We start from the raw sequence: 15,657 nt of genomic DNA on the forward strand, positions 1-15,657 counted from the left end.
TTTCTCTTTTCAAAAATAATTAAAAAAGATTACAAATAATGGAATGGTTTTCAACTTGTATAAGCTATGTAAATCAAATCCTTTCTTTAATTATTGGTATGATATTTCATTTTCAAATTAAATTTAGAGAATATATTTAATCTGTGATATTTATTTCATTTACTGTCCAAATTGACCCTTTAACTATATTGTCAATTCGGCTAGTTTTAGTGTTTAATAAATCAATCTTTTTGCCCATTGTAATAGCAATTACTTCTTGAGTTTTTTTAGAGTTTTCGCTTGTTAAATCCTTTAACTGATTTTTGTGATATTTGAAATTTCTAATTTGTCCATTTTCTAACAATTCAATCCAAAAATTTGGATTTGAATATTTTAGTAATGTATTTTTAATTTTAGTACTTAAAGTGTCAATTCGGACAGTGTTATCATAATACAACACATTTTGCCACTCCTTTAACAGTTCTTTTTTGAAGTTATGAAGTCCATAATCCATTAAATCTTGAAGTGTATAAATACCGATTTTATTCAACTTCTCCATTTTCGTATATTTAATTTCGAATCGCATTATTTCCGTGATTATTTTAAATCCTTTTGAAACGTAATGTAAAGCTTTATTATATATTTTTATAATGTATTGAGAATGCATGACTTGCTTATATTTACCTCTCCACGAATTGAATTGATATTCAAAAGGTTTTGTTTTATGTAGGAAACAATTATCCAAAATTTCATTTGTTGGAATTGGCGGTGTTATATTAATACCGATCTCTAAGCACTTTAAAACACATTGATGAGGCTTTATCCCAAATTTTATTTCTAATTCTTTCAAAACCAATAAAACCGCAATATTACCAAAGTCATTATAGTTATGTTCTCCATTGTTCCAATACTTATGCAAACTCCCTGTAATAGTTATTGTACCTGAATCATAAATCTTGAATTCTAAACCATTGTAAAATGCTTTTTTTGATGGTGTTACTCTGTTCCCGTTGCGGCTCACAGCCTTTAGTTCTCCCGTAGTTAGGTTTATTGTATCGAAAAAATTCAATAAAGAATTGCACTCTAATTTGGAGCGATCAAAATCTTTAAGTACTATTTTTATGAAGTCAATCAATTGCCTGTAATTTTTTTTGCATTTGTGTTAGAAACAAACTACTTAACAAGGAATAAACAAGAACCGGAAGAGCTCTCGTTTATTCCTTGTTTTTTATACAAAAAATTAGTTAGAATAAATATCTAGTCGTTGTAGTAATCTAATGAGTAATGCATCCTACTTTAGGATTACATTGTCTTAATTCGTTGAGTAACTGTTGGATTGCTATTTTGGATTTTTTTTTCCTTGTCTTAACCATTAAGAGGTGTAAGACTTGCCTCAACTTCAGAACGTAAGAAGTAAACACGTGAGCCAATACCTAATGGATTTAAACGTTTTGATTTACACCAATTATGTACGGTACTAATATCTACTCCAAACATTTCCGCTACATTTTTACGAGAAAGATATTCTTTTGGCTGTTGAGGCTGGTAGTTTTGAAGAAACTCCTCTAACTGTGTTTTTACAGATGCGGCAATTTCGCTCTGTAGTTGTTTTGGCGAATAATTTAAGAATTGAATTGTTTCCATTGTTGAAATGATTTTTAAATTTATTTCAACAATATTAATTGGGGTAGATTTTGTTTTATCCCCCCAATCGTTCCCCCATCAAAGTTATTTAAGCTTATCCAAGTAGTCTTTTACATCTTCCGAATGATTGTTCGCAGTGTATTTCGTGCGATCTTCATTGCTTTCAGGATTAAGAACTAATATATTTCCTTTTACAGATCGTAGTGTCCCTCCTATTAGCTGTTGAACTATTTTATATTTATTTTCGTTAGATAGTTTTTTAATTACTGATAAATTAAAAAAACCTATCTCCGCAAGTAAGGCAATTTTATAAGGTGTCTTTACTTCCGGTTCTTGCTCATTTATTGGTAATTTACTTGCTAGACTTTTAAGTTTAGTCTTGTAAAATTTTAGTAATAAACTATCTTCTTTTTTTTCTTTAAGAGTATATTTTTTTCGAAATTCCAAAAAATCACTTTCTAAAGATTCATCAAAATCTTTTTTATGTGTTTTATCAAATCCTTTATTAATGTAATTTCTAACTTTTGTGGTCTGTTTAATTTCCTGATAAACTTCTTCATCCGATAAATTACATTTCCTTTTATATTCTAATTCCTTTTGATTGAGTTCTTCAATTTTATTTTCTATAAAGTTTGCTACTGTTTTAGATGGATTTTCAATTAAGAAAAGCATTTTTTGAGTATTATATTCTTCTTCATAATGTTTAATAAACATACTCATACTAAAAGTATTATTGTTTTCCATATTGCTTATTTTATTTTTGTTTTAAATATTAAAAAGCTATTACTTTTTTTTATAATTTAATTTCTGTTTTTTTATAAAAAATCAATATGTTAAACTTGAGCGGTGTTCTTTATAATTTTCATTTCGGGCACTTTATCTTTATGTATTTCGTTATAAAATTTCATAAACAAATCAGCATTTTCATCTGTATCCTCCGGTGCATTGATATAAGCTCTAAAAATAGATTCTTTTGAATGTCCAGATATACCCATCAAGACTGGGGTTGGAATCTTTTTATAATAGTTGGTACAAAAGGAACGGCGAAAACTGTGTGTCGTTATAAGTTTATATTTTTCATATGATTTAAACTCTTTTCGTCCAGTTTTTGCATTAAATATTTTGCCTTCAGTCATTGCATTTATTTTAGCCGTTTCACAAACCTTTTTAATATGGTCATTAAGTTTTTGCGTTGTAATTTTATAAGGAAAACTATTTTCGAGTATATCAATAACGTGTGGTGCAATTACCCCAATAGTTACAGCTTTTTTTGTCTTTTGCTGTATCAGATCTAAATACATCTTTCCGCCTTTGTAACGAATATTATCTTTTGTAATATTGAGCAAATCTCCACCTCTTTGCCCTATTTCACATCCTATCAATAGCCATTTTCGGGCATTTTTGTGTGCTTCGCTTATAATGTCAGCGGTGCGTATTTTTTCCAATTCTTCAAAGGACAATGTTTGAATATAGCGGTCTTCGTCGCTTTCTGATACTATTGTGATTTGCTTAGCATATGAATTCACTTGTATACCTCTATTTTCAGCTTCAATACAAACCGTTTTTATATTGGCAATATGCTTTGATGCTGTATTTACAGCATATCCTTTGGTTTTGAGTAACCAATATTCAAACTTATCAATTAACGCTTGGTTAATATCAATAAAGTGGATAATCTTCTTCGTTTTTGTTTCGTATTCTGAAAGGACATTTTTTGTTGCAACAAAGCTGTTTTTTCTGCTAAGTGAAATCCCGTGTTTGTAACCGCCTTTTATTTTTACTTTTCGAACATCTGCTGCATCAATTATGTTTTGAATATAGTTCGTAATTAAACCGTTGTCAGTTTTTTCTATACGATTGAAGCATTCACTAATCTTTGATTCTAACCAAAATTTATCAATAATGATACTTTCCCCCATATCGGTATTAAGGGATTTAAAAAGAAATGATTCCAACTTTTTGAGATTGTTGAAAATGATTTTGTTTTCGGAGTTATTTTGTTTGGGTCGGTCGGTTGAATCGCTCCAATCTTTCGGATTAATTGAAAATCCCGTATTTAATTCTAAATCCTGTTTTTTAAAACCTAAAATTAACCGGACTTTAATGGAGACGTTTTTGTTTGCACTACTGCGCAATCTAAATTTAATTGATGCCATATTTGAACATTGAACGTTTGAACAATACAAATATAATTAAATATCGGGCAACTTTAAAAAAACGCCCGATATTTGCCCGATAAATTTACATTTACATTCTACTTTATTAATTTTATTTCCACTTCTAATACTATTACAAAACATTGTTAATAATTGAAAATAAGAGCAATTAGGGTCATTTATCTATTGTTTTCAGAATATCCTAAAAACATAGCATTTGAAACGGTTCGACTCCGGCTCCGGGTACAAAAAACCTCTTCTTAACGGAAGAGGTTTTTTTAGTTTTATAGCGTTATTTTTCTACCATATAAGTTATATAAGTCCATTTAATAGCTGAAACTGATATTTTACAACACAATTATATATTTATATAACTTATATGGTGGAAAATTCGCAACTCGCCTCATGCAAAACAGGAAAATTACAGGAATTAGCAATAAAGCACAACTGGTTTGCTTTAAAATGTAAGTCTAAAGCTAATTCGATTTGATCTGAATTTGAAATTTTTACTTTCGGATATAATCTAACCTCAACAAAACGACCGCTCCCATCTGGAGAAACTTCAAGTGTGGCTTCGGCGTTATCTGAATATTCCAGAACTTCTATTCCGTTTTGCGAGCAGACATATAAATATGACATCATGTGGCAGGAAACCAAACTGCTTAACAATAAATCTTCAGGATTGTATAATTCCGGATTGCCTTTGAAAGCTTTTGCTGCTGAAATGTCTAAAACTGGTTTTCCTTCGATTAGAATTTGATGACTTTTGCTGTAAAACCTCTTCGTTGAATCTTCTATAATTTGATTTGAAGTCCATTTTGCCTCTGCTTTAAAAAGATGTTTCATTTTGCTTTTGTTTACTTTACAAAATTACGTTTTTTACAGAGTTGCAAATGAATTAATCGCAAAGTCGCAGAGGCGCAAAGTTTACGAACAATCTTAAAAAACTTTGCGGCTTTGCGACTTTGCGAGCAATTTCTCTCCTGTTTTCTCATAAAAAAACCTCGTAAGCTAAATACTTACGAGGTTTCTTAGAGAATTACTAAATTAATAAACAAATTCCAAAACTACTATTTCACAGAAAATTTAAATGTAGTTTTAGTTTTATATTGTTCTCCTGGGTTTAAAACCGTTGTTGGGAAATTTTTCTGGTTTGGAGAATCCGGATAATGTTCTGTTTCTAAACAAAGTCCGGTTCTGTGTGCGTATGTTCCGCCGTTTGGCATTGGCAAAGTTCCGTCAAGGAAATTTCCAGAGTAAAACTGAATTCCAGGTTCGTCTGTTGTCATTTCCATAACTCTTCCGCTGGCTGCGTGGTATACTTTTGCAATGATTGTTTTTCCTTTTTCAGGATTGTTCAATACCCAGCAGTGATCGTAACCTTTTCCTCTTTCTAATTGTTCGTTCTTCACTTCGATGTCTTTTCCAATTAATTTTGGTTTTCTAAAATCGAAAGGCGTATTCGCAACATCGTCTATTTTTCCTGTCGGAATTAAAGTTGCATCAACTGGAACTAATTTATCTGCATTTAATGTCAATTCGTGATCTAAGATTGTTTTTGTAAAATCTCCGGATAAATTGAAATAAGAATGCTGCGTTAAATTCACAACCGTTTTCTTATCTGTTTTTGCTTCGTACAATACTTCTAACTGATTGTCATTTGTCAACGTATAAGTCACAAAAACCTGTAAGTTTCCTGGATAACCTTCTTCCATATCTTTACTTAAATACGATAATTTCAAAGTTGCGGTATCTCCGGATTTTGCTTCATCAGCTTTCCAAACCACATTAAAAAATCCTTGTGGTCCACCGTGCAAAGCATTTGGCGCATTATTGATTGCCAATTGATATTCTTTTTCGTCTAAAGTGAATTTTCCTTTAGCAATTCGGTTTCCGTATCTTCCAATCAAGGCTCCAAAAAATGGATTTTCTTTTTCGTATTGTGCCAAAGAATTAAATCCGATTACAACATTTTCAGAAACACCATCTTTGTTAGGTACCTTCAAATCTGTAATTCTTCCACCAAAAGTGATGATGTCAACTTCCATCCCATTTTGGTTTTTCAATTTATAGCTGTCGACTTGTTCTCCTTTTGCCGTTTTTCCGTAAGATGATTTTTCGATAGTAACCGTAGCTTTTTTGTCTGAAGAAACTGTAGTGTCATCCATTTTTTTATCGTTTTTGCATTGAACTGAAATTGCAGCCAAACTCATTAGGCCGATTCCAAAAATACAACGTTTTAATACATTCATAAATGATAATTTTTTGGTTTGTAAAAAGTTAAATGTTAGATGTTAAAAGCTAAAAGTAATAAAAAACTTAGAATCTTAGCAACTTAGAACCTTAGTATCTTAGATTAAAGTCCATGCTGAAACAAATGAAAATAAGCTTCATTTGCATTGATCTTATCTTTAAAGTCTCTTACCGTAGTTTTTTCATCGATAACCAATAATTCGATTCCGGCGATATCCGCAAAATCTTCCATGTATTCAGTTGTGATGGACTGGCTGTAAACTGTATGATGCGCTCCTCCTGCCAAAATCCAAGCTGTTGCAGCAATATCAAGGTTGGGTTTACAATCCCATAAAACTCTGGCAACTGGTAATTTTGGTAATTCAGCCATTGGTTTGATTGCTTCAACTTCGTTTACAATTAAACGGAAACGAGTTCCCATATCAACCAAAGAAACGTTGATTGCATCTCCCGCAGGCGAATTAAACACCAAACGAGCTGGATCTTCTTTTCCGCCAATTCCTAAAGGATGTACTTCGCAAGAAGGTTTTCCGTCGGCAATTGATGGACAAATTTCCAACATATGCGATCCTAAAACGTATGATTTTTGAGGTGTAAAATGATACGTATAATCTTCCATGAAAGAAGTTCCGCCTTCTAAACCAACACACATTACTTTTAAAGCTCTTACCATTGCAGCTGTTTTCCAGTCTCCTTCTCCACCAAAACCATAACCGTCGGCCATTAATCTTTGTGTTGCGATTCCAGGTAATTGTTTCCAAACACCCAAATTTTCAAAGGTATCTGTAAAAGCTCCAAAACCTCCTTCTTCTAGGAAAGCTCTTAAACCCAATTCAATTTTTGCCGCTTCCGCTAATGAGCTTCTTTGTGCTCCGCCTTCTTTTAAAGCATCTGTCAAAGTATATGATTGCTCGTAAACTGCTAATAAATCATTTAATGCTGCGTCTGTAACTTTCTCAATATATTTGGTAACATCAGATGAATCAAATCCGTTAACTGACATTCCAAAACGAATCTGAGCTTCTACTTTGTCACCTTCTGTAACCGCAACTTCACGCATATTGTCTCCAATACGGGCTACTTTTAAGTTTTGAAGTTCATCCCAGCCTAAAGCAACTCTTGTCCAGATGCCTAATTTTTTCTGAACTCTTTCGTCTTCCCAATGTCCCACAACCACTTTGCGCTTTTTGCGCATTCTTGACATGATGAAACCAAATTCACGATCCCCGTGAGCAGATTGATTCAGGTTCATGAAATCCATGTCGATAGTTCCCCACGGAATTTCAGCATTGTATTGTGTGTGTAAATGGCATAATGGTTTTTTCAGAATACTCAATCCGCCAATCCACATTTTTGCTGGTGAAAAAGTGTGCATCCAGGCGATAATTCCGATACAGTTTTTCTCTGAATTTGCCGCTAAACAAACATCTAAAATCTGCGAAGGCGATTTTACCACATCTTTGTAAACCACTTTTACCGGAATACTAGAGGTTGCATCTAATCCTTTTGCAATTATCTGAGAATGCTCCGCTACTTTTCTTAAAGTTTCTTCACCGTATAATTCCTGGCTTCCTACTACAAACCATACTTCTTTTTGAGATATATCTATCATTTTGTTTATTTTGTTTCAAGTTTCAGGTTTCAAGTTTGTTGGAATCTGAAAATCTTGAATTGTTAATTTTTGTTTCAGGTTTTCTTTGTTTCAGGTTTCAAGTTTTGAAATGCGGAAAACTTATTGTTATCTTATTATTTTTGTTTTATTTGTTTCACGTTTCAAGTTTTACGTTCCAACAACTTGAAACAAAAAAAACCTGAAACCTGAAACAAACTTTTTACTGTCCGTAATACGAATCTTTTCCGTGTTTGCGGTTGTAATGTTTCTTTATTAATGAATCCTTTAATCTTGGTGCGTTTGGATTTATTTGTAAAGTCAGGTACGCCATTTCGGCTACGACTTCTAAAACCTTGCTGTTGTACACTGCTTTTGCGGCATTTTTTCCCCAGGCAAATGGACCGTGATTTCCTATCAAAATCATTTCTACTTCTTCGTAAGAAAGATTTTTTTCTTTGAAACAATCCAAAATCTGAATTCCGGTATTGTGTTCATAGTTTCCTTCAATCAGCGAATCTGCCATTGGCGGTGCACACGGAATATCAGCAGTCAAATGATCGGCATGCGTAGTTCCAAAAATTGGAATGTCTTGTTGCGACTGTGCCCACGCTACAGAATAGGTCGCGTGTGTATGCGCAACGCCTCCAATATTTGGCCAGTTTTTATATAAGTATGCGTGTGTTTTCGTGTCTGATGACGGACGCATGGTTCCTTCAATAATGTTGTTGTCAAAATCTACAATAACAATATCTTCAGGTTTTAAATCTTCGTAAGGAACACCGCTTGGTTTAATGGCAAAAACACCATTTTTTCTGTCCACGGCACTTACATTTCCAAAAGTGTAGACCACCAAATTCAATGCATTTAACTGCATATTGGCTTCGTAACATTCTTGTTTTAAATCTTTATACTGAGAACTCATTTTGAGAAATTTTAATGGTTGGATCTGCAAAAACACTTAATTGATCATAAGCTATAAGCAGTTTGTTATAAGCGGCAACTTTATCTAATTGAGGGAAATATTCTCCGTCAAAATCACTTCCAATTTTTTGGCTCGCTTCGATTACATTTGGATAAATTCCGGCTGCAACGGCTGCATAAATTGCTGCGCCTAAAGCCGGAGTTTGGTCTGAAGCTGCTATTTTAATTGGCTTGTTTAAAACGTTTGCCAAAGTCTGCATGATAAAAGGAGATTTACGGGCAACGCCGCCGATTCCGATTACGCTGTCAATTTTCACACCTTCTTCTTCAAAACGATCCACGATTTTCTTCGCTCCAAAACAGATTGCATTTACTAAAGCTTTAAAAATATGAGGCGCTTTTGTTCCTAAAGAAAGATTCGAAATCGCACTTTTTACTTCCTGATTGGCATCCGGAGTTCTTCTTCCGTTGATCCAGTCCAATGCAATTGGAAGACTTTCTGAAACCGGAATTTTCTCTGCTTCTTTCGTTAATTCTACAATTAATTTATCGCTGAATTCTTCTCTTAATTGTTCTTTTTGAGCATCATTTAAAATTGATGAAGAACCTAATAAATGTTCTGTCGGCCACATTAATAATTCTTTGTACCAGGCCAATAAATCGCCAAAAGCAGATTGCCCTGCTTCAAGACCAATAAATCCCGGAATCACAGATCCATCAACTTGTCCGCAAATGCCGCGAACGGTTTTTGTTCCTACTTCATCATAAGAACCAACCAGAATATCACAAGTTGAAGTTCCCATAACGCGAACTAAAGTATTTTCTCCAATTTTAGCGCCAACCGCTCCAGAGTGCGCGTCGAAAGTTCCAACAGCAACAACAGTTTCTGTAGAAAGCCCTAAACGATCCGCCCATTCTTTGCTTAAATTTCCGGCAACTAAATCAGATGTATAGGTTTCATCGTATAAATTACCGCGAAGCTGTGCTAGATACGGATGTAATTTTTCTAAGAATTCAACCGGAGGCAATCCATTCCAGTCTTCGTGCCACATTGCTTTGTGACCCGCTGCGCAACGGCTTCTTTTGAATGTTTTTAAATCTTTGTCTTCAATTAATAAATACGTCATTAAATCGCAGTGTTCCATCCAGGTGTGCGCTGCATTTCGAACGGCTTCATCTTCTCTGGCAATGTGCAGGATTTTTGCCCAAAACCATTCTGAAGAATAAATTCCGCCTACATATTTAGTGACGTCTTCTCCGCCCCAGCTTACCGCCAGTTCGTTGATTTCGTTTGCTTCGTTGATTGAAGTGTGATCTTTCCACAACACCATCATCGCGTTTGGATTTTCCTCAAAACCTTTTGTCAGGGCTAATGGCGTTCCGTCTTTTGTAACCGGCACTGGAGAAGATCCTGTGGTATCAATACAAATTCCTTTTACCAAAGAAGGATCTACTTTACTTTCTTTTATAACTGTCTGAATCGTACTTTCCAGTCCTTCGATATGATCTAATGGATGCTGACGAAACTGATTTATAGATGCATCACAATATTGTTTGTTTTTCCATCTTTTGTAATGAGAAACATTCGATGCCAATTCCTGCCCATTTTCTGTATCAATAAGCACCGCTCGAACAGAATCTGTTCCGTAGTCCAATCCTATAACGTAATTTTTCATTCGAAATTCATTTTTAATAATGACAAATATAATTATAATTCACTTATAAGTGTACAATAAACACTTAATAAAAATAAGCACTTGAATTTTTACAAATAATGCATCAAAACAAGGGTTTAGAACAAAAACAGAAAATAAACGTTAGTTTTACATTTATTCTGTTGCGATTATTTCATCTTAATTTTCAAAACAGTAACCGAGTATGCCGGGAAATCGTATTGAACTTTGCTTCCGCTTAACTTAAATTCGCTTTCTTTCGGGCTAATTTTAGTTGGTGCATCAAAAGAATTTTCATCATTTATTCCATCTCCTTTTAAAATTATTGCCGTCCCTTTTGAGTCTAATTTTGCACCTTTCAAATCAATTGAGACATTTTGTGAAGAAGAAGCTGCGTTAACAATTTTTAAAATCACTTCTTTAGAATTCACGTCTTTTACTGCCGATGCAAACAAATCATTCTGACCTGTAACTGCTTTTCCGTCTTTTGTAATATTGATTAAATCGGTTCCTTTATTGTTAGAAAATAATTTTTGAACATAATAATTTGGCGTTCCGTACGATTGTAAATTGTTGAACCAAATCATGTCCGGTGTCCATTGCCAGCCTTCAACATGAGCCAATAAAGGCGCGTAAGAAGTCAACTGCACCACCTCAGCATTACGTTCCATTCCCGTCATAAAAGCCGCTTCAGAGAAAGCACATTCCCAGTTGTTTTTATTATCCGGACTTGCGATTGCTACACTTTGAGCTGCATATTCTCCGGCAAAAATCTTTGGTCCTTTACGGTCGTAATTATCATAACGTGTTACATTTTTTCTAAACCATTCCGGGTTTTTATAATAATGTTCATCAACGACTTCTGCGTTCAGTTTTTTAAGTGCTGCCATGCCGTAATCGTAAAAATCTCCGTCAGGGAAAGGTCCTGTTCCAGATACGATTGTGATGTTTGGATATTTGGCTTTAATTGCTTTTTGAAAAACTTTGAAACGCTCGATATAATCTGGTCCCCATTGCTCATTTCCAACCCCAATGAATTTTAAATTGAATGGTTTTGGATGTCCCATATCAGCTCTTACTTTTCCCCAGGCGGTTGTTTGGTCGCCATTGGCAAATTCAATTAAGTCTAATGCGTCTTGTACATAAGGATCGATTTGATCCATCGGAACTAATTCTCCGGTGTTGAATTGACAAGCCATTCCACAACTTAAAATTGGTAATGGAGAAGCACCGATATCTTCTGAAAGCTGAAAATATTCAAAGAATCCTAAACCAAAACTCTGGAAATAATCTGGTGCCGGACGATGTGAAAATTCCATGTTCCAACGGTTTACCGCGGTTTCTCTATCTTCTACATTTCCAACCGATTTTTTCCATTGGTAACGTTCTGCCAAAGTTCTTCCTTCAACGATACAGCCTCCTGGGAAACGTAAAAATCCTGGTTTTAAATCGTATAATAATTGTACTAAATCTTTACGAAGTCCGTTTTTTCTTCCTGCCCAGGTATCTTCTGGGAATAGTGAAATATTATCCAGATCAATTACGCCATTTCCTTCAAAAGTAATTTTCAGTTTTGCTTTGGCTTCTGTTGCCGAAGATGTTAATTGAGCCGTATAATTTGACCAGTCGTTTGATGTTGGCACAACGGAAGTTTCGCCTAAAACTTTATTGTTTTTGTCAATAAATTGGAATTTAATTTTAGAGATATTCCCCGAAATTTTTGAAGCTTTTAAAGTCAGATTGTATTTCAAATCTTTCTTGATTCCCATCCCTCTGAAGCCTTCATTAATCAGCTCATAACCTGATGCATCATTAATGGTAACCCTGCAGTAATTATGATTGGTTCCTTTTTGCGAATACTGAATTACATTGGCAATTCCGGATTGCTGATTTAATTTATGGCGATCGCTGTTGGGTTCACTCCATCCCATCATTGGAAACAGAAATTCAAACGATCTGTTTTTGATCATTTCGGCATATAATCCGCCATCTGCAGCAAAATTGATATCTTCAAAAAACACTCCGTACATGGTAGGCTGAATTTTAGTTACTGTTTTTGCAACATCAACTTGAAGATTATTTTTTTGTGCCGATGCATAAACGCCGCTCAGCAATAAACCGCAAAGGGTAATTTTTGTAATTAATTTGGACTTCATTTTTATTTATTTAATGTGTTTTATGGCACGCGGATGACACTGATTCACTAAAGTGAAACCGCGGATAAAAACGGATTTTTATTTTTTTGTTTCACGCAGATTTTGCAGATTTAAGCAGATTTTTTTTAAATCTTTTTAATCTTTAAATCTGTGGCTATATCTTTCTTCTTGGTTCTTTGTTTAATAGCACGCGGATGACGCGGGTTTAAAACGGATTTTACTTTTTTACTCTCCTGCAAGGTTTTAGAAACCTTGCAGGAATAAAATCCTAATCCTTTATTCTGTCTTATTTATAATCTAACCAAACTTTCATTTTTCCAACGCCTCGGTTTGACCAGCTGTAATATGGAATTGCTTTTAATTTTTCATTCTCAATCACGTTTACGCCATTCAATAAATTCGCTTCTTTTTTAACTTTGAAAGTATCTCCGGAAGTCACATTTATTTGATCGAAATTACTTTTGTTATCGATTTCTTCAACTGCGTAAACTATCGGCCCATATTCTAATGAAACTTTATTTTTGTTACTTTCCACTTTTGAATTGGTTTCAACTTCCTGAACTTCCATTGGAAAATTAAGGGCAATTTTATCTCCTTTTTTCCAAGTTCTTGTCACATTGAAATAACCATTTTCTGGCTGTATTGCAATGGTCTCTCCATTTACAGTAATAGTAGTTTTTTGAGTCGAAGCTTTTTTATAGGTGTATAAATCTCCCGGCAGAACCTCATTTCTGGCCCAGCCCGGAACACGAAGTTTAATAGTAAATTGGCTTTCTTTTTTTGGATTTACAGAAATGTCGACTTTTCCGTTCCAAGGATAAGAAGTCTGTTGCGAAATCTGCAAATCGGTTTTTCCTAATTTGAAGGAAGCACTGTTTGAGGCATATAAATTTACAAATAATACATCATTTGTTTTGGAATAAATCAATCCGGGAATCGACGGAATAAAACGAATCAAATTCGTAGGACAGCAAGAACAGTCAAACCAAGCCTGACGCGTGCAAGAACCTCTGTTCGATTTATAAACGCCATCGGCTTCTAAGGCATTTGGATAGAAAAATTCTTTTCCTGTCAATGAAATTCCAGAAATTAATCCGTTGTACATGGTTCTTTCGATCACATCAAAATATTCTGATTTTCCGTATAAACTGTGCAGTCTGTGGTTCCAATACACATCGCCAATTGCGGCGCAGGTTTCGTTGTAAGCCGTTAGATTTGGCAACTCATAATTAGCTCCAAAAGCTTCGCCGTCATGTCTTGAACCAATTCCGCCCGTGATGTACATTTTTTTGTTCACCATATTATTCCATAAATTATTTACGGCATTTTCATAGGATTTATCTTTTGTCATGGCAGCGATATCGGTCATTCCTGCGTACATATATACAGCACGAACAGCGTGACCTACGACTTCATTTTGCTGAATTACCGGAATATGATCCTGTGCATATTCGCCATACAATTTATGATTGTTTGGATTTCCGCGATTGTCTAAAAAGTATTTTGCCAGTTTTAGATAATCCTCTTTTCCGGTAATTTGATATAATTTGATCAAACCCGTTTCAATAATCTGATGTCCCGGAACTCCTTTTACCTGACCCGGACCATCGCCAAAAGTTTTCACAAACAAATCGGCATTTTTGATGGCTATGTCTAAGAAATTTCTTTTTCCAGTCGCTTCATAATGCACAACTGCAGCTTCAATCAAATGTCCGGCGTTATAACATTCGTGACTGATTTGCAAAGATTCCCAACGTTTTCCTTCTATAACCGGAACCCAGGTTGCAGGCGGTTTTGCAGGATTTATGGTTCTCCAGGTTGTTAAATAACCGTCTTTTTCCTGACCTATTTTTACAATGGCAATCAGTGAATCTAACACACGCTCTAATTTTGGATTTGGAGCAGAAATTAAAGTATTCGATGCACCTTCGATAATCTTGTAAACATCTGTATCATCAAAAGGCATTTCTCCTCTAACTGTTCCGGTTTTTTGTTTTCCTGCGATTAAGAAATTCTCAAAACGGCCTTCTTCATTGCATTTTTGAATGGCATAAGCAATCGTAACTTCCTGCACTCTTTTAATAATAGGCAACCAAAAAGAATCTGTTAATTTTACATTTTGAATGTTTACCGGTTCGATCTGATAACCTGCTTTTAAAACAGAAGTTTTATCATTTTTTTGCACCACATTGTTTTTGGTTTCTTTACAGGAAATCAAAATCAGCAATGACATGAAAATTGTTAGTATCGGAAAATTGTATTTTTTCATTTTTGTTTATTCTTATTTTAAAATCGGCCATAAATCGGCGTCCCAAAGCATTTCTCTCACTACTAATCTTGGCGTTCCGTTGGTTTTCTTTTCGTAGGCATGGTAAAAAATATAATCTTTTCCATCAAATGTATAAGCGCTGTTATGGCCTACGCCAAAGTAATTCTCATCGCCCTGAACGACTATACTTCCTCCGCCTTCAGTCAATAATTTTCCATCTTTATCTATATAAGGTCCGGTCACAGTTTTAGATCTTCCAACAACCACTTTATAAGTGCTTTTTTCTCCGCGACAGCATAAATCCCAAGAAAGAAATTGATAATAATAACCGTTTTTCTTGAAGATAAAAGGAGCTTCAAGCGCACCATCGCCAGGATCAGAATCGGCTAGTTCAAAAGTTCTTTTTCTTTTTGAAATCGTGTGCCATTCCTGTGGCTGTGCAATCGATTTTAAATCGGGATTTAGTTTTACCAATTTCAATCCTTCCCAAAAAGAACCAAATGAAAGCCATGGCGTATTGTTTTCATCAAAAATCAAATTCGGATCAATGGCATTCCACATATCGCGATTGGGTTGTGACTGAATCACGATTCCCTGATCTACCCATTTGTAATTTTTGTCTTTTGGATCTAAAGTCGTATTGGTCGCAACGCCTATCGCCGAAGTATTTTTGGCGAAAGCCGAAACTGAATAATACAGATAATACACATTGTTGTGAAAGGAAATATCCGGTGCCCAAATATGATTTTTAAAATCGGCTGCAACGCCATCTGCCCAAACGGGTTTATCTGCAAAAACCTGAGGCTGTTTGTCCCATTTTTTTAAATCTTTTGAACTAAAAACACTGATTCCGTGTCCCGTACAATATAAATAATAAGTATCTTTTTGTTTGATAACAACCGGATCGTGCACTACAATTTCCTGCGCAAATGAAACTGAAACTATCAGCATCATTAAAACAGAAAGTACATATTTTATGTTTTTGTAAACCATA

General features: G+C 34.6%; 12 protein-coding genes. All 12 read right to left on the reverse strand.

Features of this window, described 5'->3' with window-relative positions; translation table 11 throughout:
* Positions 1 to 136: 136 nt before the first annotated feature.
* A complete protein-coding gene (locus tag ASD98_RS18000) occupies positions 137 to 1,114 on the reverse strand; it encodes a hypothetical protein (protein ID WP_056207013.1) in 978 nt (325 codons plus the stop codon).
* Between the two features lie 230 nt (positions 1,115 to 1,344).
* Positions 1,345 to 1,623, reverse strand: a complete 279-nt coding sequence (locus ASD98_RS18005) for a helix-turn-helix domain-containing protein (protein WP_056207016.1) — start codon at positions 1,621 to 1,623, stop codon at positions 1,345 to 1,347.
* Positions 1,624 to 1,707: 84 nt separating this feature from the next.
* On the reverse strand, positions 1,708 to 2,367 hold the full coding sequence (locus ASD98_RS18010) for a hypothetical protein (protein ID WP_056207019.1): 660 nt from the start codon (positions 2,365 to 2,367) through the stop codon (positions 1,708 to 1,710).
* 89 nt (positions 2,368 to 2,456) lie between these two features.
* Positions 2,457 to 3,779, reverse strand: a complete 1,323-nt coding sequence (locus ASD98_RS18015) for a tyrosine-type recombinase/integrase (RefSeq protein ID WP_056207022.1) — start codon at positions 3,777 to 3,779, stop codon at positions 2,457 to 2,459.
* Between the two features lie 375 nt (positions 3,780 to 4,154).
* On the reverse strand, positions 4,155 to 4,625 hold the full coding sequence (locus ASD98_RS18020) for an OsmC family protein (protein WP_056207024.1): 471 nt from the start codon (positions 4,623 to 4,625) through the stop codon (positions 4,155 to 4,157).
* A gap of 224 nt (positions 4,626 to 4,849) precedes the next feature.
* Positions 4,850 to 6,031 (reverse strand): aldose epimerase family protein, encoded by a 1,182-nt coding sequence (locus ASD98_RS18025; RefSeq protein WP_056207027.1) that lies wholly within the window; start codon positions 6,029 to 6,031, stop codon positions 4,850 to 4,852.
* 104 nt (positions 6,032 to 6,135) lie between these two features.
* A complete protein-coding gene (gene araA / locus ASD98_RS18030) occupies positions 6,136 to 7,644 on the reverse strand; it encodes an L-arabinose isomerase (protein ID WP_056207029.1) in 1,509 nt (502 codons plus the stop codon).
* Positions 7,645 to 7,864: 220 nt separating this feature from the next.
* Positions 7,865 to 8,566, reverse strand: a complete 702-nt coding sequence (locus ASD98_RS18035; RefSeq protein ID WP_056207031.1) for an L-ribulose-5-phosphate 4-epimerase — start codon at positions 8,564 to 8,566, stop codon at positions 7,865 to 7,867.
* Positions 8,550 to 10,241, reverse strand: a complete 1,692-nt coding sequence (locus ASD98_RS18040) for a ribulokinase (RefSeq protein ID WP_056207033.1) — start codon at positions 10,239 to 10,241, stop codon at positions 8,550 to 8,552. Before ASD98_RS18040 ends, ASD98_RS18035 begins: the two co-directional genes overlap by 17 nt.
* 167 nt (positions 10,242 to 10,408) lie before the next feature.
* Positions 10,409 to 12,394: an alpha-L-arabinofuranosidase C-terminal domain-containing protein gene (locus tag ASD98_RS18045; RefSeq protein ID WP_056207035.1), complete on the reverse strand. Its 1,986-nt coding sequence runs from the start codon at positions 12,392 to 12,394 to the stop codon at positions 10,409 to 10,411.
* Positions 12,395 to 12,680: 286 nt separating this feature from the next.
* Positions 12,681 to 14,663, reverse strand: a complete 1,983-nt coding sequence (locus ASD98_RS18050; RefSeq protein ID WP_056207037.1) for a glycoside hydrolase family 127 protein — start codon at positions 14,661 to 14,663, stop codon at positions 12,681 to 12,683.
* A gap of 12 nt (positions 14,664 to 14,675) precedes the next feature.
* Positions 14,676 to 15,656, reverse strand: a complete 981-nt coding sequence (locus tag ASD98_RS18055) for an arabinan endo-1,5-alpha-L-arabinosidase (RefSeq protein ID WP_056207040.1) — start codon at positions 15,654 to 15,656, stop codon at positions 14,676 to 14,678.
* Position 15,657: the final 1 nt, after the last annotated feature.

This window comes from Flavobacterium sp. Root186 (assembly GCF_001428525.1).
Lineage (GTDB): Bacteria > Bacteroidota > Bacteroidia > Flavobacteriales > Flavobacteriaceae > Flavobacterium.

Coding starts and splice junctions, on each gene's coding strand:
- araA (WP_056207029.1), bottom strand. CDS start 7,644: ATGATAGATATATCTCAAAAAGAAGTATGGTTTGTAGTAGGAAGCCAG.
- ASD98_RS18020 (WP_056207024.1), bottom strand. CDS start 4,625: ATGAAACATCTTTTTAAAGCAGAGGCAAAATGGACTTCAAATCAAATT.
- ASD98_RS18005 (WP_056207016.1), bottom strand. CDS start 1,623: ATGGAAACAATTCAATTCTTAAATTATTCGCCAAAACAACTACAGAGC.
- ASD98_RS18010 (WP_056207019.1), bottom strand. CDS start 2,367: ATGGAAAACAATAATACTTTTAGTATGAGTATGTTTATTAAACATTAT.
- ASD98_RS18055 (WP_056207040.1), bottom strand. CDS start 15,656: ATGGTTTACAAAAACATAAAATATGTACTTTCTGTTTTAATGATGCTG.
- ASD98_RS18040 (WP_056207033.1), bottom strand. CDS start 10,241: ATGAAAAATTACGTTATAGGATTGGACTACGGAACAGATTCTGTTCGA.
- ASD98_RS18050 (WP_056207037.1), bottom strand. CDS start 14,663: ATGAAAAAATACAATTTTCCGATACTAACAATTTTCATGTCATTGCTG.
- ASD98_RS18025 (WP_056207027.1), bottom strand. CDS start 6,031: ATGAATGTATTAAAACGTTGTATTTTTGGAATCGGCCTAATGAGTTTG.
- ASD98_RS18045 (WP_056207035.1), bottom strand. CDS start 12,394: ATGAAGTCCAAATTAATTACAAAAATTACCCTTTGCGGTTTATTGCTG.
- ASD98_RS18035 (WP_056207031.1), bottom strand. CDS start 8,566: ATGAGTTCTCAGTATAAAGATTTAAAACAAGAATGTTACGAAGCCAAT.
- ASD98_RS18015 (WP_056207022.1), bottom strand. CDS start 3,779: ATGGCATCAATTAAATTTAGATTGCGCAGTAGTGCAAACAAAAACGTC.